The organism is Mycobacterium toneyamaense (assembly GCF_055384815.1).
Window position 1 is genome coordinate 4,842,663 of the sequence record NZ_AP040333.1, and the last position, 19,638, is coordinate 4,862,300.

The 19,638-nt window shown below is 67.2% G+C and carries 21 protein-coding genes; 6 read left to right on the top strand and 15 right to left on the bottom strand.

Annotated features, from left to right (window positions below; all coding sequences use genetic code 11):
* Positions 1–13: 13 nt before the first annotated feature.
* From mftE to mftA, 5 genes are all read right to left on the bottom strand, one after another.
* On the bottom strand, positions 14–799 hold the full coding sequence (gene mftE / locus ACZ5IQ_RS23385) for a mycofactocin biosynthesis peptidyl-dipeptidase MftE (RefSeq protein WP_406774405.1): 786 nt from the start codon (positions 797–799) through the stop codon (positions 14–16).
* Between the two features lie 137 nt (positions 800–936).
* A complete protein-coding gene (mftD, locus tag ACZ5IQ_RS23390) occupies positions 937–2,112 on the bottom strand; it encodes a pre-mycofactocin synthase MftD (protein ID WP_226519502.1) in 1,176 nt (391 codons plus the stop codon).
* 3 nt (positions 2,113–2,115) lie between these two features.
* Positions 2,116–3,306 carry a mycofactocin radical SAM maturase gene (mftC, locus tag ACZ5IQ_RS23395; protein ID WP_406774381.1) on the bottom strand — a complete coding sequence of 397 codons (1,191 nt, stop codon included), beginning with the start codon at positions 3,304–3,306 and terminating at the stop codon, positions 2,116–2,118.
* Positions 3,303–3,638: a mycofactocin biosynthesis chaperone MftB gene (mftB, locus tag ACZ5IQ_RS23400; RefSeq protein WP_464480364.1), complete on the bottom strand. Its 336-nt coding sequence runs from the start codon at positions 3,636–3,638 to the stop codon at positions 3,303–3,305. The genes mftC and mftB overlap by 4 nt, the downstream gene beginning before the upstream one ends.
* Before the next feature lie 2 nt (positions 3,639–3,640).
* Positions 3,641–3,736 (bottom strand): mycofactocin precursor MftA, encoded by a 96-nt coding sequence (gene mftA / locus ACZ5IQ_RS23405; protein WP_226519504.1) that lies wholly within the window; start codon positions 3,734–3,736, stop codon positions 3,641–3,643.
* 101 nt (positions 3,737–3,837) lie between these two features.
* Here mftA and mftR point away from each other — a divergent pair, with 101 nt between their 5' ends.
* The 3 genes from mftR (at position 3,838) to ACZ5IQ_RS23420 (ending at position 6,378) form a co-directional block, all read left to right on the top strand.
* Entirely contained in the window at positions 3,838–4,470 is a 633-nt protein-coding gene (gene mftR, locus ACZ5IQ_RS23410) for a mycofactocin system transcriptional regulator (protein WP_464480365.1), read from the top strand.
* Positions 4,471–4,546: 76 nt separating this feature from the next.
* Entirely contained in the window at positions 4,547–5,104 is a 558-nt protein-coding gene (locus tag ACZ5IQ_RS23415) for an RNA polymerase sigma factor (RefSeq protein ID WP_212806922.1), read from the top strand.
* Between the two features lie 2 nt (positions 5,105–5,106).
* The gene (locus ACZ5IQ_RS23420) at positions 5,107–6,378 is read left to right on the top strand and encodes a VOC family protein (RefSeq protein ID WP_212814627.1); all 1,272 of its coding nucleotides are present in this window, start codon (positions 5,107–5,109) and stop codon (positions 6,376–6,378) included.
* 52 nt (positions 6,379–6,430) lie between these two features.
* Here ACZ5IQ_RS23420 and ACZ5IQ_RS23425 read toward each other — a convergent pair whose 3' ends face one another.
* Together ACZ5IQ_RS23425 and ACZ5IQ_RS23430 are read right to left on the bottom strand one after the other, a co-directional pair.
* Positions 6,431–7,603, bottom strand: coding sequence for an NAD(P)/FAD-dependent oxidoreductase (locus ACZ5IQ_RS23425; RefSeq protein WP_212806923.1), 1,173 nt, complete (start codon positions 7,601–7,603; stop codon positions 6,431–6,433).
* Between the two features lie 76 nt (positions 7,604–7,679).
* Positions 7,680–8,141 (bottom strand): Lrp/AsnC family transcriptional regulator, encoded by a 462-nt coding sequence (locus tag ACZ5IQ_RS23430; protein ID WP_212806924.1) that lies wholly within the window; start codon positions 8,139–8,141, stop codon positions 7,680–7,682.
* Positions 8,142–8,262: 121 nt separating this feature from the next.
* On the opposite strand from ACZ5IQ_RS23430, the gene ddaH reads away from it, so the two are divergent.
* The 3 genes from ddaH to ACZ5IQ_RS23445 all read left to right on the top strand — a co-directional run bounded on the left by ddaH (position 8,263) and on the right by ACZ5IQ_RS23445 (position 11,144).
* Complete coding sequence (gene ddaH, locus ACZ5IQ_RS23435) at positions 8,263–9,141, top strand: dimethylargininase (RefSeq protein WP_212806925.1); 879 nt, start codon at positions 8,263–8,265, stop codon at positions 9,139–9,141.
* On the top strand, positions 9,135–10,373 hold the full coding sequence (gene rocD, locus ACZ5IQ_RS23440) for an ornithine--oxo-acid transaminase (RefSeq protein WP_212806926.1): 1,239 nt from the start codon (positions 9,135–9,137) through the stop codon (positions 10,371–10,373). Before ddaH ends, rocD begins: the two co-directional genes overlap by 7 nt.
* A 117-nt stretch (positions 10,374–10,490) precedes the next feature.
* Positions 10,491–11,144, top strand: coding sequence for a hypothetical protein (locus ACZ5IQ_RS23445; RefSeq protein WP_212806927.1), 654 nt, complete (start codon positions 10,491–10,493; stop codon positions 11,142–11,144).
* A gap of 1 nt (position 11,145) precedes the next feature.
* Here the strand turns inward: ACZ5IQ_RS23445 and ACZ5IQ_RS23450 are convergent, their stop codons facing one another.
* The 8 genes from ACZ5IQ_RS23450 to ACZ5IQ_RS23485 all read right to left on the bottom strand — a co-directional run bounded on the left by ACZ5IQ_RS23450 (position 11,146) and on the right by ACZ5IQ_RS23485 (position 19,637).
* Positions 11,146–11,997 carry a mycofactocin-coupled SDR family oxidoreductase gene (locus ACZ5IQ_RS23450; RefSeq protein WP_212806928.1) on the bottom strand — a complete coding sequence of 284 codons (852 nt, stop codon included), beginning with the start codon at positions 11,995–11,997 and terminating at the stop codon, positions 11,146–11,148.
* A 96-nt stretch (positions 11,998–12,093) separates the two neighbouring features.
* Complete coding sequence (locus ACZ5IQ_RS23455; RefSeq protein ID WP_212806929.1) at positions 12,094–12,924, bottom strand: SHOCT domain-containing protein; 831 nt, start codon at positions 12,922–12,924, stop codon at positions 12,094–12,096.
* Between the two features lie 52 nt (positions 12,925–12,976).
* Complete coding sequence (locus ACZ5IQ_RS23460; protein WP_212806930.1) at positions 12,977–13,696, bottom strand: PP2C family protein-serine/threonine phosphatase; 720 nt, start codon at positions 13,694–13,696, stop codon at positions 12,977–12,979.
* A gap of 149 nt (positions 13,697–13,845) precedes the next feature.
* Positions 13,846–15,036, bottom strand: a complete 1,191-nt coding sequence (tuf, locus tag ACZ5IQ_RS23465) for an elongation factor Tu (RefSeq protein WP_061001884.1) — start codon at positions 15,034–15,036, stop codon at positions 13,846–13,848.
* Between the two features lie 102 nt (positions 15,037–15,138).
* Positions 15,139–17,241 (bottom strand): elongation factor G, encoded by a 2,103-nt coding sequence (gene fusA / locus ACZ5IQ_RS23470; protein ID WP_212806931.1) that lies wholly within the window; start codon positions 17,239–17,241, stop codon positions 15,139–15,141.
* A gap of 110 nt (positions 17,242–17,351) precedes the next feature.
* A complete protein-coding gene (rpsG, locus tag ACZ5IQ_RS23475; protein ID WP_020101372.1) occupies positions 17,352–17,822 on the bottom strand; it encodes a 30S ribosomal protein S7 in 471 nt (156 codons plus the stop codon).
* Positions 17,822–18,196, bottom strand: a complete 375-nt coding sequence (rpsL, locus tag ACZ5IQ_RS23480) for a 30S ribosomal protein S12 (protein ID WP_020101371.1) — start codon at positions 18,194–18,196, stop codon at positions 17,822–17,824. The genes rpsG and rpsL overlap by 1 nt, the downstream gene beginning before the upstream one ends.
* 298 nt (positions 18,197–18,494) lie before the next feature.
* Positions 18,495–19,637: a SecDF P1 head subdomain-containing protein gene (locus tag ACZ5IQ_RS23485; RefSeq protein ID WP_212806932.1), complete on the bottom strand. Its 1,143-nt coding sequence runs from the start codon at positions 19,635–19,637 to the stop codon at positions 18,495–18,497.
* Position 19,638: the final 1 nt, after the last annotated feature.

Below are 19,638 nucleotides of genomic sequence, written 5' to 3' on the forward strand. Positions count from 1 at the left end.
TGTCCCACCCCCGTCACGCGAGCATCCCCCCAGAGCTCGGCTGCCATGCGCTGATCCGGCGCACGGAGCCGTCGACCATTTCTGCAAAGATACGGGACCCTTCGACGGCGGTGGCAGTCGTCGGATCGCCCAGCACCCCGACCGGGCTGACCGCCGCCACCCCGCCGCGACGCAATGCCGGCAGCAGCTCCGGCAACGGTGCGGTGTTGCCGACGACACTTTCGTCGACCCAGACGTCGGCCGGTGAAAGGTGCAGCAGTACAGACGTTTCGGTATGGCCCGCGTGGGCGTCCGCGCCGGCGGCCGCACACGGGCACCAGGCCACGTCGCGCCCCTCGGCCCGCAGCAGCGTGGTCGCCGCCGTCAGCGCCGCGACGTTGCCACCGTGGCCGTTGACGAACACGATCCGGCCGGCCCAGTTGCAGGCCGACCGCCCGAACTCGACCAGCAAATGTTCCAGCGCCGCCAGGCCGATCGAGATGGTGCCGGGAAAGCTCTCGTGCTCACCGCTTGCCCCGTAGCTGATGGCCGGCGCGACCAACCACGCCGACTGAGCGACGCCGTCAGCCTGGTCAGATTCCGCAGCCTCACACAACCGCGCGGCCACGGACCGCGACACCGCCTCAGCGATCCGGGTATCGGTATCCAGCGGCAGGTGCGGCCCATGCTGCTCGGTGGAACCAATCGGGACGATCAACGAAGGCCGCAGGGATTCCAACTGCCTCGACGTCGAGTTCCCGAGCTCGATGGGAAAAGGCACCCGCCGATGGTAAGCCGAATTTGCCCGCTGTGCGCCAATTGTTGCCGTATACGCAACAATTCGTAGCGAATGGTCAAATCACCGCGGTTGTCAAGACCCCGGCGACCATCACGTCAGCCACGTCAGCACCGCGCGTATCAGCGGACCCGTCGAATCCCGCCGGACCGCCCGGCGGCTCAGCCGCCCAGCCGCCGGGTGAAGCCTTCCGGCACCAGGATGTCGTCCGGCCCGAGGTCGTGAATCGACCCCTTGCCCAGACCACGCAGTGCCGAGTCGATACCGCCGTGCATGATGTCCAGCACGTTCTCGACGCCGGCCTGCCCCTCGGCCGCCAGCCCCCACAGGTAGGCCCGGCCGAGCATGACCGCCCGGGCACCCAGCGCCAGCGCCTTGACCACGTCGCTGCCGCGACGGATACCGCCGTCCAGCAAAACCTCGACCTGGTCGCCCACGGCCTCGGCGATGGCGGGCAGCGCCCGGATCGACGCGGGGGTGCTGTCGAGGTTGTTGCCACCATGGTTGGACACCGAGATGGCCGAAACACCGGCATCCACAGCACGTTTGGCGTCGTCGATGCGCATGACGCCCTTGAGCATGAACGGGCCGCCCCACAGCTCGCGCAGCCAGGCGATGTCCTCCCAGGTCGGCGCCGGTGTACCCATCCATTCGCCGTAGGCGTGGAAGAACGGCGGCGCGGGCTGACCGTTGATGGCCTGGTTCGGCACGCACAACTCCGGCGGCCGCAGGGTCTTGCCCCAGGTCCACATGTAGCGCGGCTTGGTGATGACCTCAGGGCTCATCTTGATGATGGTCTTGATGTCCATCTTTTCCGGGATCTTGGGGCTGCCCCAGTCCCGGCCGTGGCTGAAGCTCCAGTCGGTGGTGACGATCAGCCCCTTCGCGCCGGCCGCGCGGGCCCGCTCCGCCCGGGCCGCGATGTCGTCGCGGCTGCCGAGCCAGTAGATCTGGAAGAACGTCTTGGGGTTGGCCGCGATGACCTCTTCCATCGGCTTGCTCGCGAATGACGACAGCCCCATGGCGGTGCCGCGGGCCGCGGCGGCGCGCGCGACGGCGACCTCACCGTCGGGGTGGATCGCCTGCACACCGGTCGGAGAAATAATCACGGGCAGTGAAATCTCTTGACCCATAACCGTTGTGGACATCTCACGCTTGTCCAGCGCGCCGATGACGTGCGGCGCGAAACCGAGCTCACCGAACGCCGCGACGTTGTCGGCGACCGTCAGGCCCTTCTCGCTCGCCGAGATCAGCGACGAATAGGCCGACTTGGGGAGCCGCTTCTTCGCGCGCTCCTGCGCGATCGCGACGGTTTCGAACCAGGTATCACGGGCCATGATCTAAACAGGACTTTCGTTACAGAATTTCTGGGGAGCCTTGGCCGGCATGGCCAACAGCTTGAGCGGGATCGGCCCCTTGCGGCCGCCGCTGCGGGAGTGGTCGAGATGCGACTTGGGCTTGTCGCGATCGAGCGCCAGGGCGGGCTCGCCGTAGCCCTGCACGCACTCGGGGTCCGGGCCGTCCATGGGCAGACCGGTGAAGAACTTGGCTGCCATGCAGCCGCCGCGGCAGCTGTCGTAGTGGTTGCAGCTGCTGCAGGCGCCGGCCGACTGCGGTTCCCGAAGCTCGCGGAACAGCGGGGCGTTCTGCCAGACGTCCTGGAACCCGTTGTCGCTGAGGATGTTTCCGGCCAGGAAGCGCTCATGGATGGCGAACGGGCAGGCGTACACGTCGCCGACGGGGTCGATGAGGCACACGACGCGACCGGCGCCGCAGAGGTTCAGACCGGCCAGCGCGCCCGGCTCACCGAGACCCGACAGGTGGAAGAACGAGTCACCCGTGAGCACCCGCTCGCCCTTGGCGACCAGCCAGTTGTACAGCTGCACCTGCTGCTCGGCGGTGGGGTGCAGGTCGTCCCACACGTCGGCGCCGCGACCCGAGGGGCGCAGTCGGGTGATGCGCAGGGTGGCGCCGTAGTTGTCGGCCAGGGCCTTGAAATCGTCGAGCTGGTCGACGTTGTGCCGGGTGACGACGACCGAGATCTTGGCGTCCTTGAAACCGGCGTTCTTCAAGTTCTCCAGGGCCCGGATGGCCATGGCGAACGAGCCCGGGCCGCGCACCGCGTCGTTGATCTCCGCGGTGGCGCCGTCGAGCGAAATCTGAACGTCCACATAGTCACTCGCGGCCAGCTTGGCCGCGACCGCCTCGTCGATGCGCACCCCGTTGGTGGAGAACTTGACGCCGACGTGGTGCTCGGTGGCGTAGTCGACGAGCTCCCAGAAGTCAGACCGCACGGTCGGCTCGCCGCCGCCGATGTTCACGTAGAACACCTGCATGCGCTCGAGCTCGTCGATGATGTCCTTGCACTGCTGGGTGCTCAGCTCGCGCGGGTCGCGCTTGCCCGACGACGACAGGCAGTGCACGCAGGACAGGTTGCAGGCGTAGGTCAGTTCCCAGGTGAGGCAGATGGGCGCGTCGAGGCCGTGCTCGAACTGCTCGATCAGCCGGGGCACGGGTGCCGTTGCGGTCATGAAGCGGTGGATCCTTCGGGGCTGTTCTGGTCTGCCGGGATCAGCATCTTGGACTGGACCAGCACGCCGAACGCGTGCAGATACGGCCCCTGCTGGTCATCGTCGATACCGGCGGCGCGGCAGGCGCTGCGGACGTCCGGATGGTCGCCGAGGGAGTTGACGATCTCGACGATGGTGCGATTCTTCAGGAACGAAAGTTTGCGCGTACCAAAGTGATACAGGAGGGCGCCGAACGGTTCCGGACGGACGGCGACCTGGTGGTGCAGCCGCCAGCCGCGGTCAGGATCGAAGGCCGCCTCGGGCCCGGTCCGGGCCGCGGCTGGTGTAGACACGGTCAGTAGACCCCGCACATACCGTCGATCGAGACCTCTTCGACCAGAGTCTCGGTGACCAGTTCGGTGCTGGATTCAGCCTGCTGATTCGAGTCCATGGATCGCCCCTTTCGCTACCGTGGCAGTTGTCGGGACTCGACAACTGTGATCCAAGTCGCAAGAATATGGCATCGAGTGCCGAAAAGGAAGGGCGGGTCTGATGAGGACCGAAACGGAGCGTCCCGTGCCCGAAGCCGGGACCGCCCCACAGCACGGCCGCGTGGGCCGTCGCCGCTCCACCACGCGCGACCACATCACCGATGTGGCCCTCGAGCTCTTCGCGACCCGAGGCTTCGACGACGTCAGCGTCGACGACGTCGCCCACGCCGCCGGCATCTCCCGGCGCACCCTGTTCCGGTACTTCTCGTCGAAGAATGCCATCCCGTGGGCCGACTTCGACGCGAGTCTGACCAATCTGCGGGACCTGTTGAATGCCGTCCCCCACGACGTCCCGCTGGACACCGCACTGCGCTCGGCCTTGTTGGAATTCAACAGCTTTGACGAAGCCGAGACACCCGGGCACCGGCGCCGGATGCAGGTGATCCTGCAGACCGACGCGCTGCAGGCCTACTCGATGACGATGTACGCGGGCTGGCGCGGCGTGATCGCGGCATTCGTCGCCCGCCGGCTGGACACCAAGCCGACGGCGCTGGTGCCGCAGACGGTGGCGTGGACGGTGCTCGGGGTGGCGCTGACCGCCTACGAGCAGTGGCTCGCCGACGAGACCGTCTCACTCCCCGATGCCTTGGGCGAGGCCTTCGACATCGTCCGCGACGGCCTCCGCGCCGTGTGATTTGTGCACGGTTTTCCGCGGTCAGCGCGGAAAACCGTGCACAAATCACAAGAAGTTGCGGTTGGGGCGTCGGAAAATGAGCGCCCGGCGCGACGATAAGGGTGTGAGGGGCGAATCAGACGGTGATGCTCCGCAGACGCTGCTGGCGCTGTACGACACGGCGCTGCCCGTGGTCTACGGGTACTTCGTGCGGCGCTGCGGTGACCGGGGCACCGCGGAAGACCTGACGTCGGAGACGTTTCTGGCGGCGATGGACGCCGCCCGCCGGGATTCGCCACCGGCGATCTCGGTGCCCTGGTTGATCGGTGTGGCCCGGCACAAGCTGGCCGACCACTACCGGCGCAGGCACGACCGCTTCACCGTCCCCGTACCCGAAACACCCGAGCCCGCAGAGCCTTTCGACGACTGGGACGCCGAGCTGGACCGGATCGTCGCCGAGGCCGCGCTGGCCCGGTTACCCGAACAGCACCGCATGGTGCTGACACTGCGATATCTGGATGACCGCCCGGTGCCCGAATGCGCCGAGTTGATCGGACGCACCGTGCACGCCACCGAGGCCCTGCTGGTACGGGCCAAGCGGGCATTCCGGAGCGAATACCAGGACACCGAATACCAGGACGGAGGTGCGTCATGACCATGCACAACAGTCACGACCCACTGACGGTCCTGGCCGGCGGCGAAAGCCCCGTACAACCGGACCCGGCCTTCGCGGCCCGGTTGCGGGCGCGTCTGGAAGCCGCCGTCACCCTTCCGAAAGGAGTTGTCATGAGTGGAACCGACACCGCCATCGCCGATCTGAACGCACCTGCCACCGCCCCGGTCGCGGCGCCCCGGCCCGCGGCCCTGCCCTATCTCGCGGTGGCCGACGCCCGGGCCGCGCTGACCTGGTACGTCGACGCGCTGGGTGCCGTCGTCGTCGGGGACCCGATCGTCATGGACGACGGCCGGATCGGGCACGCCGAGCTGACGCTCGCCGGTGGCGTGCTGTACCTGGCCGACGAGTTCCCCGAGCTCGGCCTGAAAGCGCCAGCAGCCCAATCTGTTTCGGTGAGCCTGATGCTCAACGTGCCCGATACCGACGCCGCGCTCGCGCAGGCCCGGCAGCACGGCGCGCAGGTGCAGCGGGAACCGTACGACGCCCACGGCTCGCGGACCGCGGTCGTGATCGACCCGTTCGGGCACCGCTGGATGCTCACCGGACCGGTCCCGGTCACTGTGCCGATCGAGCACGGCGACATCGGCTACATCTCGGTGCAGACACCGGACGCCCAGCGGGCCGCCGCGTTCTACCGGCACGTGCTCGGCTGGGACTACGACCCCGACACCCGCAAGGTGACGGGCAACCGCATGCACACCGGCATCTTCGAGACCACCGGCCCACAGACGGTGTTCTGCTGCTACGCGGTGCGTGATCTCGACGCCGCCCGGCAGGCGATCCTGGACGCGGGCGGCCGGGTGGGCACGCCCGAGGAGCACGAGTGGGGCCCGACGCTCGACGCCACGGATGCGCTCGGCACCGACTTCGCGGTGTTCCAGCCGGCGCCGGGAATCGCCCGGCCCGAGCTGAACGGCGCAGGGCCAGGCGAACTTTCGTATATGACGTACTACGTCACCGACTCGGCCGCGTTCAAGGATTTCTACGGCGCGGTGCTGGGCTGGACGTTCGAGCCGGGTCGCATCGAGGACGGCTGGGCAGTGCAGGGGTGCCACCCGATGTCCGGCGCGGCCGGCGGCGCCGCACAGTCCGTCGCCGTCCCGATGTGGACCGTGACCGACATCGACGCCGCGGTGGCGCGAGTCCGCGAGGCCGGGGGCACCGTCATCGACGAACCGTCCCGGCAGCCGTACGGCATGTCGGCGGAGTGCACCGACGACCAGGGCGCCCGGTTCTACCTCGGCGCTTTCTGAGGGATTTGTGCACGATTTTCCGCGCCCCGCGCGGAAAATCGTGCACAAATCCCTAGAGGACGTCGGCGATCGGGACGGCGGCCGCGACCTTGGCGCGGTTCTTCATCACCTTGCCCGGCATGCCGCCGCCGACGACGCCGCTGACGGCGCCGTCGCGCTCGTAGAACGCCAGGAACTTGCGGCCGTCGTCCTCGACGATGTGCACGGTGTCACCGGCCTTGGGCTCGCCCAGGCACTGGATTTTGACGTCGTACTGGTCGCTCCAGAAGTAGGGCACCACCACGGCGGCGGTGGCGTCCTGGCCCAGCATCGCCGGCACGATCACCCGCGCCTGCTCGGCCACATTGCTCCAATGTTCCACGCGCACTTGGTGTCCCGCGGCGTCACGCCAGGAGGCGACATCACCGATGGCCCACACGTTCGGGGCACTGGTGCGGCCGGCGGCGTCGCACACGACGCCGTTGTCGACGGCGATGCCGCTACCTTCGAGCCAGTCGGTCGACGGGCGCGACCCGATACCGACGACGACGACGTCGGCGTCGAGTTCGGTGCCGTCCGCCAGTTGCACCTTCTCGACGTGGCCGGTGCCCGTCACCCCGGTGACCCCGACGCCGCACCGCACGTCGACACCCTCGGCGCGGTGCAGCCGGGCCACCAGTTCACCGATCTCGGTACCGAGCACCGACGCCAGCGGCGTGGGCTGCGGCTCGACGATCGTGACCTCGACACCCATCTTGCGCAGGCTCGCCGCCACCTCGCAGCCGATGAAGCCGGCGCCGATCACCACGGCGCGCTTGGCCGAACCGGCGTGCTCACGCAGCGCCAGCGACTCGTCGTAGGTGCGCAGCACCCGGATGCCGTCGAGAGCGGGCAGCGACGGGATGGTGCGGGGCACCAGGCCGGTGGCGATGACCAGCTCGTCGTACGCGACGACCTCGCCGTTGGCGCGCGTCACCGTCTGGGCCTCGGTGTCCAGCTTGACCGCGCCCGAGCCGAGCAGCAGCGTGATGTCGTTGTCGGCGTAGAACTCGGCGGGCTTGAGCGTCGTGTCGTCGACCTCGGCGCGCAGCACGTCCTTGGACAGTGGCGGCCGGTCGTACGGCAGATGGACCTCGTCGCTGATCAGCGTGATCGGCCCGGCGTACTCCGCTTTGCGCAGTTGCTCCGCCGTGCGTGCAGCGGCCAGACCGCCACCGACGATGACGATGCCTCCGTTTGTAGTCACGTCGGCTTTCTTACACGATGCGGCCGGTGCGAGGTAGGCCACCCTGTGCTTACCTGCTCAGCATTACGGCAGGGGTTCAGGCGTGGCCCCGGCCACCGACCCGGCGCTCGACGATGTTCGACAGCACCACGATGCTCTCGCTGCGTTCGATCGCCGCACTGCCCCGGATGCGCTCCAGCACCGCCTCCAGATGCCGCATGTCCCGGGTCATGAGATGCAGGATCGCGTCGGACGTGCCGGTCACCGTGGCGGCCGAGACCACCTCGGGGATGCCCTCCCAGGCCTCCCGCAGCTGCGCCGGCGTGATGGTGCCGTGGCAGTACACCTGAACGTATGCCTCTGTCCCCCAACCGATCACGTTCCGGTCGACGACCGTCGTGAAGCCCCGGATGACGCCGGTGGCCAGCAGCCGGTCGACGCGGCGTTTGACGGCGGGCGCCGACAGGCCCACCCGTTCGCCGATCTCGGCGAACGTGGCGCGCGCGTTGTCCGCCAACTCGGCCAGGATGCGCTCGTCGGTCTCGTCGACGCTTTCCACCGGCCGCACACCTCCCTCACGCAATAGATTGTCGAATCGCGAGTGATCAAACAATAGATCTGTTACATATGCGCAACAAGCATCGATTGCTTGCGCGCAATAGTGCTCCTACCATCGAATTATGACGATTACTGATGTCGTCAAGATGGCGACACCGAATTCAGGCTGGCGACCGGACCGGGTGGCCCGCCCCCGGCACTATGTGATGACCCGGCCCACGCATTTCGCCGTCGAATATGCGATCAACCCGTGGATGGACACCTCCACCCCCGTCGATACGGCGCTCGCGGTGCGGCAGTGGGAGCATCTGGTCCGGACGTACCGCAGCCTCGGGCACACCGTCGAACTGGTCGAACCGATTCCCGGACTGCCCGACATGGTCTACGCCGCGAACGGCGGGCTGGTGCTCGACGACGGGTTCGAGAAGGTGGCCATCATCGCCCGCTTCACCTACCCGCAGCGGACCGGAGAATCGGTGGCCTACGCCGGATGGCTGATGGACCACGGCTACTGCCCGCTGTACACCGAGCACACCAATGAGGGCCAGGGCGACCTGCTGATCATCGGGTCAAAGATCCTGGCCGGCTACGGATTCCGCACCGACCGACAGTCGCACGACGAGGTCGCCAAGCTGTCCGGGCTGCCGTTGGTCAGCCTGCAGTTGGTCAACCCCCGCTTCTACCACCTCGATACCGCGCTGGCCGTGCTGGACGACGAGACCATCGCGTTCTATCCCCCCGCCTTCGGTGCCACGTCGGTCGCATTGCTGCGCAAGATGTTTCCCGGCGCCATCGAGGTGTCCGATGCCGACGCCCACGTGCTCGGCCTGAACGCGGTGTCCGACGGGCTGAACGTCGTGCACCCGGCCGCGGCCACCGGGTTCGCCGCGCAGCTCGCCGACGCCGGTTTCCGGCCGGTCGGTGTCGACCTGTCCGAGTTGCTCAAGGGCGGCGGATCGGTGAAGTGCTGCACCTTGGAGGTGTACCCGGCGTCATGCTGAAAGCCGTTGCGGGGACACCGGAAAGCACGGCCGAGCTGATCGCCCTCGACGACCGCTACGCCGCGCACAACTACGCCCCGCTGCCGGTCGTCGCGGCGTCTGCCGACGGCGTGTGGATCACCGACCCGGAAGGGCGCAGCTACCTGGACTGTCTCGCGGCGTATTCGGCGGTGAACTTCGGCCACCGCAATCCCGAGATCCTGGCGACCGCACATGCCCAGCTGGACACCGTGACGCTCGTCAGCCGCGCCTTCCACTCCGACCGCCTGGGCCCGTTCTGCGCCGCTCTCGCCCAACTGTGCGGCAAGGAGCTGGTGCTGCCCATGAACAGCGGCGCCGAGGCGGTGGAGAGCGCGATCAAGGTCGCGCGCAAGTGGAGTCGAGACGTCAAGGGCAGCACCGACCCGAACATCGTCGTGGCACAGGGCAACTTCCACGGCCGCACGACGACGATCATCAGCTTCTCCGACGACGACACGGCGCGATGCGGTTTCGGCCCGTACACACCGGGCTTCCGGTTGGTGCCGTTCGGGGACGCCGACGCGCTCGCGGCGGCCGTCGACGACAACACTGCCGCGGTGCTGATCGAGCCGATCCAGGGCGAGGCCGGAATCATCGTGCCGCCCGACGACTATCTGCCCCGGGTCCGCGCGCTGTGCACCGAGCGCCACGTACTGATGATCGCCGACGAAATCCAGTCCGGTCTGGCCCGCACCGGCCGCACCTTCGCGTGCGACCACTGGGGCGTCGTGCCCGACGTCTACGTGCTGGGCAAGGCGCTCGGCGGCGGCGTCGTGCCGCTGTCCGCGGTGGTGGCCGACCGGGACGTGCTCGGCGTGCTGCACCCCGGCGAGCACGGATCGACGTTCGGCGGCAATCCGCTGGCCGCGGCCATCGGCACCACGGTGGTCGGCATGCTGCAGCGTGGCGAATTCCAAGCCCGGGCAACCGAACTCGGCCGGCACCTGCACGCTCGCCTGACGGCGATGATCGGGCACGGCGTGACGGCCGTGCGCGGACTGGGCCTGTGGGCGGGCGTCGACCTCGATCCGGCCGTGGGCACCGGCCGGGAGGTCAGCCTGCGGCTGGCCGAGCGCGGTGTGCTGACCAAGGACACCCACGGCCCGACTCTGCGGTTCGCCCCGCCCCTGGTCATCACCCGCGCCGAAATCGATTGGGCGATGGACCTATTCGCCGAGGTGCTGGCCGGGCCGACGGACGTGCGGTGGTAGACCGATAGGATGCGTTTCAATCCGCCACCCGACTGGCCGCCGTTTCCACCCGACTGGCAGCCAGGCCCGGACTGGCAGCCCGATCCTTCCTGGCCGCCACCACCGCCGGGTTGGCCGATGTGGGTGGACGACCAATACCGTTACGCCCCAACAGAACCGGCGCAGCGGTCCGGAAAACGGAAATGGTGGATCATCGGGGGTGCGGTGCTCGCCGTCGTCGCCCTGGTGGCCGGCGGCACCGTCGTCGCCACCAAACTCTCGCGCGACAACGCGGCGGCACCGAGCGCGACGCCGACGCCGTTCAACGGCCTGACCATCGTGCCGACGCACCCACCGGAGCCGACGGACTTCGACACCTGGACCCGCGTCGGCGACGTCGAGGCCACGTTCACCAACGACGGCCGGGCGGTACGCCTCGAGTCGAACGCCAACCCGACGGCCGCCTGGGCGGGTCTGCTCCAGCCCGGCGACCCGGCGTGCTCACTGCGGTTCACCGGGCGCGTCCGCACCGCGTCGGGCGGTTACACCCTCGGGCTCACCACGGAGGCCGGTCCCGCCGAAACCGATTCCGGCTCGATCCCCACACCGCCCGGCAACGACTGGCACGCGATCGATGTGACGATCACGAAGGCCGGCGAGGTCGCGGTGGATCTCGACGGCAAGTCCGCGCTGCGCCGCACGACAACGCCCGGCTGCGGCCGTCCCGCGATCAGAATCTCGGCGGGCGCAACGGAATTCGCGGACGTGCTGGTCGGTCAGGTGTCCGCGTAGGTCAGTACTTCATGACGCCGCGGTCGACGGCGATCTGGGAACCGGAGATGGTCCCCGAGCCCGGGCCGGCCAGCCAGGTCACCACGTCGGTGACCTCTTCCGGCGTCATGAACTCCTGCAGACCGGCCTTGCCGTCGTGAGAGACGGGCTTGTACGGCATCGGCGCGAAGCTGTGCAGGTAGGTCGGGTACTTGGCGAAGATCGCACCCATGGCCTCGGGCTCGATCATCGGCGTCATGATCGAGTACGGATGGATCGAGTTGACCCGGATGCCGAACTCGCCCACCTCGAGGGCCAGGGCGTTGGTCAGACCCACGAGGCCGAACTTCGAGGCCGCGTAGTGGCCGTTGCCCGGCGTCGCCTTGAGGCCCGCCGAGGAGCTGACGATGATGATCGACCCGCCGTTGCCCGCCTCGATCATCGCCGGGACGACGGCCCGGATGGTGCGCCACGTGCCCGAGAGGTTGACGTTGACGACGCTGTCCCACTGGTCTTCGTCCATCTCGAACAGCCGTCCCCAGCTCAGGACACCGGCGTTGGCGACCAGAATGTCGAGGCGGCCGAACTGCTCGACGGCGTCGGCGACGACCTGCTGCTGCGCGGCCAGGTCACGGATGTCGACCTCACGGGCGAGGACCTTGCGGCCTTCGGCCTCGACCAGGCGTGCGGTCTCGGCCAGATCCTCCGACGTCGGCATCGGGTAGGTGATGGTGTCCGAGACGGAACCACAGATGTCGATGGCGACGATGTCGGCACCCTCGCGCGCCATCCGGACGGCGTGCGCCCGGCCCTGTCCGCGGGCAGCCCCGGTAATGAACGCCACCTTGCCTTCGAGTGCTCCGCCTGCCGTCATTGCCAGTCCCTTCATCGCTTCTCGCCGGAATCAACCGCCACGCTAGCAGCCAAACTAGAACGCGTTCTAGTGGCTCCCGAAAGGCGGTCGTGTCGACTACAACTCGGCGATGATCTGGGCGCGCTTCGCGGTGTACTCGGCCTCGCTGATGGTGCCCATGGCGCGCAGCGTCTCGATCTCCTGCAGCCGCTGCGCTGTCGACGGCGCCGGTGGCGGCGGCACGACAGGCGGCGCCGCGGCGGCCGGCGCCGCCGCCGGCTCGCGCTCAGCGGCAGTGGCCCGCCGGACCACGTCCATCACCTGTTGCCGCACCGCTGGATTCGAGCGCAGGTCGGCGATTCCGCTGAGGGCCACCCCGTTCGACTTGAGGATCTGCAGGATGTCCATGATCGGACCCGACCGTCCCGTCAGGTCATAGGTGCGCCCGTCCTGCTCCGAGGTCAAGCGGACCGGCATCATGCCGGACACCAATGCGCTTCGCTCCCAGTCGATATGGAACTTGTTGGTCGCCGGGTTGACCATCACGACCAGCTTGCGGGCGGTGATCATCGGCAGCCGGCTCACCGAGGCCAGCACCTTGTCCTGCGCATCGAACGGAGCCAGCTGCGGCCCGGTGATGTGCAGATTGAGTTTCACCAGTGGCTGGTCGTTGACCCGGGTGCCGGTCTCCCCGATCCCGGTGACCTCGGCCAGCCCCAGTATCCCGCTGGCCTCGAGTTCCTCGAGCTCCGCCGACCGCATCTGGCCGAAGCCCGCCAACCCCAGCGCGACGAGTACGTCGATCGCCGTGACCAGCAGGCCCGCCCAGAACATCCACTTCAGCAATTCGTCCTGGCCGGTGTAGAAGTACACCGCCAGGAAGATGGGGCCCACCAGCCCGCCGCACAGCAGGACCATGACCTGAGCCTTGAGGTAACGCACCAGCATGTCAGCCACGCTCCTTGATCAGCCGAACCGATGCGAGAGACTTTAGTGCGGCTCAGTCGCCGAGGACGTCCAACAGGACGAACGAGAAATTGTCGGCGGCGCCATTGGCCCGGGCCGTCCCGATGATGATGGCCGAACCGTCGCCCCGGTCGTTGCACGCGGTGGCCGCCTGCAGATCGTGATGCTCCATCTGCCCGTGCACACCGTCAGAGCACATCAGGTAGCTGCCGGGCTGCAGCGGCGTCGCGGTCAGGTGCGCCGCGATGGGCACGCCCTGCCCGAGCGACTGCGTGATGATGTTGGTGGGCCGGCCCGACGCGTCGAGGACGGCGTCATCGACCGAAACCTGCGTCAGCGTCTCGCCCGCAACCGAATACACCCGGCTGTCCCCGACATTGAAGACGATCACCTCGTCGGCCGTCAGGCAGACACCGGCGATGGTGGTACCCATGCCGGCGAGTTCGGTGTCGCGGCCCATGTCGTACAGCCAGTCGCTGACATACGACAGCGACGACGTGATGTCGTCGCCACCGGTCCAGCCCGGCGACATGGTCGCGATCATGCTCAGCGCCGTCCGGCTCGCGACGTCGCCGCCGACGTGCCCGCCCATGCCGTCGCACACCGCGCAGACGAACGGGGCGCCCGGCTGCATCCGCATCTCCACCAGGACACCGTTGTGCGTCTGGCTGACCCAGCCGCCGACCATCACGGCATCTTCGTTGCGCTTGCGCCGCAATCCGGTGTCGGTGAATGCCCGTACGTTCACCCGCACGACAGGCCACCCCTCATCGTGTTCCCCTCCATCGCGAACGATCCTGCCATCCTGCCGGTAAAAGCACTGCGCCGACACCTCTTTCTCACGGCAAAACAAAGCGCCGCCCACCCTTTCGGGTGAGCGGCGCTCCGCTTGGAAAAACTAGATCACTTGATGATCTTGGTGACGCGACCCGCGCCGACGGTACGACCGCCCTCACGGATGGCGAAACGCAGACCCTCGTCCATGGCGACCGGCTGGATCAGCACGACGGAGATGTCGGTGTTGTCACCGGGCATGACCATCTCGGTGCCCTCGGGGAGGGTAACCACGCCCGTCACGTCCGTGGTACGGAAGTAGAACTGCGGGCGGTAGTTGTTGAAGAACGGCGTGTGGCGGCCACCCTCGTCCTTGGACAGGATGTAGACGCTGCCCTCGAACTCGGTGTGCGGGGTGGTGGTGCCGGGCTTCACGACGACCTGGCCACGCTCGACCTCTTCGCGCTTGATACCACGAACCAGCAGACCGACGTTGTCGCCGGCCTGGCCCTGGTCGAGCAGCTTGCGGAACATCTCGACACCGGTGACAGTGGTCTTGGTCGTGGTCGGGCGGATGCCGACGATCTCGACCTCTTCGTTGACGTTGATCACGCCACGCTCGACACGGCCGGTCACCACGGTGCCACGACCGGTGATGGTGAAGACGTCCTCAACGGGCATCAGGAACGGCTTGTCGGTCTCGCGAACCGGGTCCGGGATGGACTCGTCGACGGCCTCCATGAGCTCCTCGACGGACTTGACCCAGGTCGGGTCGCCCTCGAGCGCCTTCAGCGCCGAGACGCGGACCACGGGGGCCTCCTCGTCGAAGTCCTGAGCCGACAGCAGCTCGCGGACCTCCATCTCGACGAGCTCCAGGAGCTCCTCGTCCTCAACCATGTCGGACTTGTTCAGCGCGACGAGGATGTAGGGCACGCCGACCTGGCGGGCGAGCAGCACGTGCTCACGGGTCTGCGGCATCGGGCCGTCGGTGGCGGCGACCACGAGGATTGCGCCGTCCATCTGGGCGGCACCGGTGATCATGTTCTTGATGTAGTCAGCGTGACCGGGGGCGTCCACGTGGGCGTAGTGGCGCTTGTCGGTCTGGTACTCAACATGCGAGATGTTGATGGTGATACCGCGCTGACGCTCCTCGGGCGCGTTGTCGATCTGGTCGAATGCGCGCGATTCGTTCAAATCGGGGTACTTGTCGTGCAGAACCTTGGTGATTGCTGCAGTCAGCGTGGTCTTGCCGTGGTCAACGTGACCGATGGTCCCGATGTTGACGTGCGGCTTCGTCCGCTCGAACTTCGCCTTCGCCACTTCTGTGTCCTCCTGGACTTGTTGGTGCTTTGGTTAAGCAGGTGTGTAAAGCAGTAAAACAGTGTTCAGTTATGTGGTCCGCCAGGGACAACGGGTCAGAGACTACTGGCCCGTCGCCTTGGCGATGATCTCCTTCGACACGTTCGCCGGAACTTCGGCGTACGAGTCGAACACCATGGAGTAGTTCGCCCGGCCCTGGGTCTTCGACCGGAGGTCGCCGACGTAGCCGAACATTTCGGACAGCGGAACCTGTGCCTTGACGACACGAGCACCACTGCGCTCCTCCATGGCCTGGATCTGGCCACGGCGGGAGTTCAGGTCGCCGATCACGTCGCCCATGTAGTCCTCGGGCGTGGTGACCTCGACGGCCATGATCGGTTCCAGGATGACCGGCTGCGCGGCAGACGCAGCCTTCTTCAGTGCCTGCGAACCGGCGACCTTGAAGGCCATTTCCGACGAGTCGACGTCGTGGTAGGCGCCGTCGAGCAGCGTCACCTTGAGGTTGACCAGCGGGTAGCCGGCCAAGATGCCGTACTGCATCGCGTCCTGCGCACCGGCATCCACCGACGGGATGTACTCACGCGGGATACGGCCACCGGTGACCTTGTTCTCGAATTCGTAGGTCGCACCGTCTTCGCCGACGAAGGGCTCGACGTTGATGATGACCTTCGCGAACTGGCCCGATCCACCGGTCTGCTTCTTGTGGGTGAACTCCACGTTCTGCACGGCCTTGCGGATGGTCTCGCGGTAGGCGACCTGCGGCTTACCGACGTTGGCCTCGACCTTGAACTCGCGACGCATGCGGTCCACCAGGATGTCCAGGTGGAGCTCGCCCATACCGCCGATGACGGTCTGGCCGGTCTCCTGGTCCAGGTGCACCTTGAAGGTCGGGTCCTCTTCGGCGAGCTTCTGGATCGCCGTGCCCAGCTTCTCCTGGTCGCTCTTGGTCTTGGGCTCGATGGCCACCTCGATAACCGGGTCCGGGAACGTCATGGACTCCAGCACGATCTGGTTGGCCGGGTCGCACAGGGTGTCACCGGTGGTGGTGTCCTTGAGGCCGATGACCGCGTAGATGTGACCAGCGGCAGCCGACTCGACCGGGTTCTCCTTGTTGGAGTGCATCTGGAACAGCTTGCCCAGACGCTCCTTCTTGCCCTTGGTCGAGTTGATGACCTGAGCACCGGAGTCGACCTTGCCCGAGTAGACGCGGACGTAGGTCAGCTTGCCGAAGAACGGGTGCGTGGCGACCTTGAACGCCAGGCCCGAGAACGGCTCGTCGGCCGACGGCTTGCGCGAGATGATCTCGTCTTCCTTGCCCGGGACGTGGCCTTCGGCGGCCGGGACGTCCAGCGGGGTCGGGAGGTAGTCGATGACCGCGTCGAGCATGGGCTGCACACCCTTGTTCTTGAACGCGGAACCACACAGCACCGGGTACGCGGCGCTGGTGACGGTGAGCTTGCGCAGACCGCCCTTGATCTCCTCGATGGTCAGCTCTTCGCCGCCCAGGTACTTCTCCAGCAGCGCCTCGTCGGTCTCGGCGACCGCCTCGATCATGGCGGTGCGGTACTCCTCGGCCTTCTCCTGCAGGTCGGCCGGGATGTCGACGACGTCGTACTTCTCGCCGAGCTTGGTCTCGCCGCGCCAGACCTTGGCCTTCATCTCGACCAGGTCGACGACGCCCTCGAAGTCACCTTCGGAGCCGATCGGCAGCTGGATCGGGATGACGTTGGCGCCCAGGCGGTCCTTCATGGTCTGGACCGAGAAGTAGAAGTCGGCGCCCAGCTTGTCCATCTTGTTGACGAAGCAGATGCGCGGCACGTCGTACTTGTCGGCCTGGCGCCACACCTGCTCGGACTGCGGCTCCACGCCTTCCTTGCCGTCGAAGACGGCAACGGCACCGTCGAGCACGCGCAGCGAACGCTCCACCTCGACGGTGAAGTCGACGTGGCCCGGGGTGTCGATGATGTTGATCTGGTTGTCGTTCCAGAAACAGGTGGTGGCAGCGGAGGTGATGGTGATACCACGCTCCTGCTCCTGCTCCATCCAGTCCATGGTGGCCGCGCCGTCATGGACCTCACCGATCTTGTACGAGATACCGGTGTAGAAGAGGATGCGCTCGGTCGTCGTCGTCTTGCCGGCGTCGATGTGCGCCATGATGCCGATGTTGCGGACCTTGTTCAGGTCGGTCAGCACGTCCTGTGCCACGGCTAGATTCCCACTCTTTCAGTTGCTTTAAGTAAATCCGCGTCGCCCGGTAGGGCGGTCAGTTGTGAATCAGATGCGCCGGCCGCCGACATTGGCGGCCGGCGATTGAGTCACCAGCGGTAGTGCGCGAAGGCCCGGTTCGCCTCGGCCATCTTGTGGGTGTCCTCGCGTCGCTTGACGGCGGCACCCAGACCGTTGCTGGCGTCCAGGATTTCGTTGGCCAGGCGCTCGACCATGGTCTTCTCGCGGCGAGCCTTCGAGAAGCTGACCAGCCAGCGCAGCGCCAGGGTGGTCGAACGGTCCGGGCGAACCTCGACCGGCACCTGGTAGGTCGCGCCACCGACACGGCGGCTGCGGACCTCGAGGGACGGCTTGACGTTGTCCATGGCGCGCTTCAGCGTCACGACGGGGTCGGTACCGGTCTTCTCACGAGCCTGCTCAAGGGCGCCGTAGACGATGCGCTCGGCCAGCGACTTCTTGCCGTCCAGCAGCACCTTGTTGACGAGCTGGGTGACCAGCTGCGAACCGTAGACCGGGTCGTTGACCAGCGGCCGCTTCGGCGCGGGGCCCTTGCGTGGCATTAGCTCTTCTCCTTCTTGGCGCCGTAACGGCTGCGTGCCTGCTTGCGGTTCTTGACACCCTGGGTGTCCAGCGAGCCGCGGATGATCTTGTAGCGCACACCGGGGAGGTCCTTCACACGACCGCCACGCACGAGCACCATCGAGTGCTCCTGCAGGTTGTGGCCTTCACCCGGGATGTAGGCCGTGACCTCAACCTGGCTCGTCAGCTTCACACGGGCGACCTTGCGCAGCGCCGAGTTCGGCTTCTTGGGGGTGGTGGTGTACACGCGGGTGCACACACCACGACGCTGCGGGCTGCCCTTGAGCGCCGCGGTCTTGACCTTGGCGGTCTTGTCGTGGCGACCCTTGCGGACCAGCTGGTTGATGGTTGGCATCTATCGGCTTTCTGTGTTGCGTTCGTACTGCGGTTTAAGTCTCTGTACTGCGGTTTTCGTCCGATCGCATACCCCGCGTCCGGGCGTGTCGCACGAGGCTAGGCACAGACCTTTCGGTGCACCACGGACATGCGAATTGGCCCGGCGTGCAGGCATGCCTACAAACACAATGGATGCAAGCGCCCAGTCGGCCAGGCACGAACCACCACGATACCAGTACGGACCGCCACGATCCAAACCCGCACGGGGCACTCAAACCGCAGGTCAGAACGGTGCAGCCGGGATCGTGATCAACACCTTACCGTTGGCGCGATCCCCATCGGGTCATCAGAACCACTCCGAGGATGACCGCGAAGATCACCACCACCCCGCCGCCGAGAACCGCGATTCGTTGCACCGACCAGAACGACGGCGCGATCCGACCCGTCTGCACCGACTGCACCGATATCGGCAGCTGCAGCGGCCCGCCGGCCACCACGGCGGCGAACGACTTCGCCGAATCGGCGGTGAACTGCCCGTGGATCTGGGTGCGTCCCGTCGTGATGGGTTCCAGCAGCGCCGGCGCACTGACGACCTGGGTGTCGACCGTGAAAGCGGTCCGGGCGCCGGTGTTGGCCGCGGTGAACGTCGACCAGACGTCGGCGGCCTTGTCGTCGAAGGTGACGAAGACGACGAAGTCGCCGCGCTGCCCGCCCTGGCGCGCCGAGGCGTCCTTGATCTGGTCACCGCCGATGATCAACTTGTCCAGCAGATACACCTGCTTGCCGTCGTCGGAGCAGGTGACGAGCGGCAGCTTGGGGTCGTCATGGTCGGCGAGCGCGTCCGGCTGCCCGCAGCGCGTGGCCTGGAACTGCAGCGACAACACCTGAATCTGCGGCTGGGTGCTCTGCCGCAGCGCCTTCTCATCGGCGATGCGCTGGCTGTCGGCCGCCTTCGGGGCCGACGGGGTCTGGGACGCCGGCTCGGCCTGCGCCGGAATCGTGTGGATGACGGGCCGTATATAGAGGCGGCCGACGGCGGTGATGCCGCGCAGCTGCGCCTCGGTGACGTCGGTGGCGCTGACCTTGAGCGTGTTCCCGTCCAGCCCGACGGTCACGTCGTGGCCACCGAGGTGGTTGATCCGGGATTCGACGACCTTGCGGGTCTGCGCGAGGGCATCCGGCGCCGTTCCGGGCGGCGCCTGAATCGCGACCGACGCGTGGACCACCGGACGGGGCGGGCCGGCGCGCCAGATGTCCCGGGTCACGAACACCGTCGCGCCATAACTGAGGATCAGCACTGCCAGCACCAGGGCGACCAGCCAGCGGGGCACGCCGGACGGCGCGGGCACGGGCGGCGGCCACCCGGGCGGCATCGCCGGTGGCATCCCCGGCGGCATGAAGCCCGGCGGTGGTGGCTGGGGCGGGTGCGGCGGCTGCCAGCCGCTGTGGTCGTCAGACATC

Excerpts from the sequence above, each read along its gene's own strand:
- mftD (WP_226519502.1), bottom strand. The coding sequence starts at position 2,112 with ATGGCCCGTGATACCTGGTTCGAAACCGTCGCGATCGCGCAGGAGCGC.
- rpsL (WP_020101371.1), bottom strand. The coding sequence starts at position 18,196 with ATGCCAACCATCAACCAGCTGGTCCGCAAGGGTCGCCACGACAAGACC.
- ACZ5IQ_RS23485 (WP_212806932.1), bottom strand. The coding sequence starts at position 19,637 with ATGTCTGACGACCACAGCGGCTGGCAGCCGCCGCACCCGCCCCAGCCA.
- ACZ5IQ_RS23450 (WP_212806928.1), bottom strand. The coding sequence starts at position 11,997 with ATGACGGCAGGCGGAGCACTCGAAGGCAAGGTGGCGTTCATTACCGGG.
- mftC (WP_406774381.1), bottom strand. The coding sequence starts at position 3,306 with ATGACCGCAACGGCACCCGTGCCCCGGCTGATCGAGCAGTTCGAGCAC.
- rpsG (WP_020101372.1), bottom strand. The coding sequence starts at position 17,822 with ATGCCACGCAAGGGCCCCGCGCCGAAGCGGCCGCTGGTCAACGACCCG.
- mftA (WP_226519504.1), bottom strand. The coding sequence starts at position 3,736 with ATGGACTCGAATCAGCAGGCTGAATCCAGCACCGAACTGGTCACCGAG.
- rocD (WP_212806926.1), top strand. The coding sequence starts at position 9,135 with ATGCTGAAAGCCGTTGCGGGGACACCGGAAAGCACGGCCGAGCTGATC.
- ddaH (WP_212806925.1), top strand. The coding sequence starts at position 8,263 with ATGACGATTACTGATGTCGTCAAGATGGCGACACCGAATTCAGGCTGG.
- mftR (WP_464480365.1), top strand. The coding sequence starts at position 3,838 with ATGAGGACCGAAACGGAGCGTCCCGTGCCCGAAGCCGGGACCGCCCCA.
- ACZ5IQ_RS23420 (WP_212814627.1), top strand. The coding sequence starts at position 5,107 with ATGCACAACAGTCACGACCCACTGACGGTCCTGGCCGGCGGCGAAAGC.
- ACZ5IQ_RS23415 (WP_212806922.1), top strand. The coding sequence starts at position 4,547 with ATGAGCGCCCGGCGCGACGATAAGGGTGTGAGGGGCGAATCAGACGGT.
- ACZ5IQ_RS23445 (WP_212806927.1), top strand. The coding sequence starts at position 10,491 with ATGTGGGTGGACGACCAATACCGTTACGCCCCAACAGAACCGGCGCAG.
- ACZ5IQ_RS23455 (WP_212806929.1), bottom strand. The coding sequence starts at position 12,924 with ATGCTGGTGCGTTACCTCAAGGCTCAGGTCATGGTCCTGCTGTGCGGC.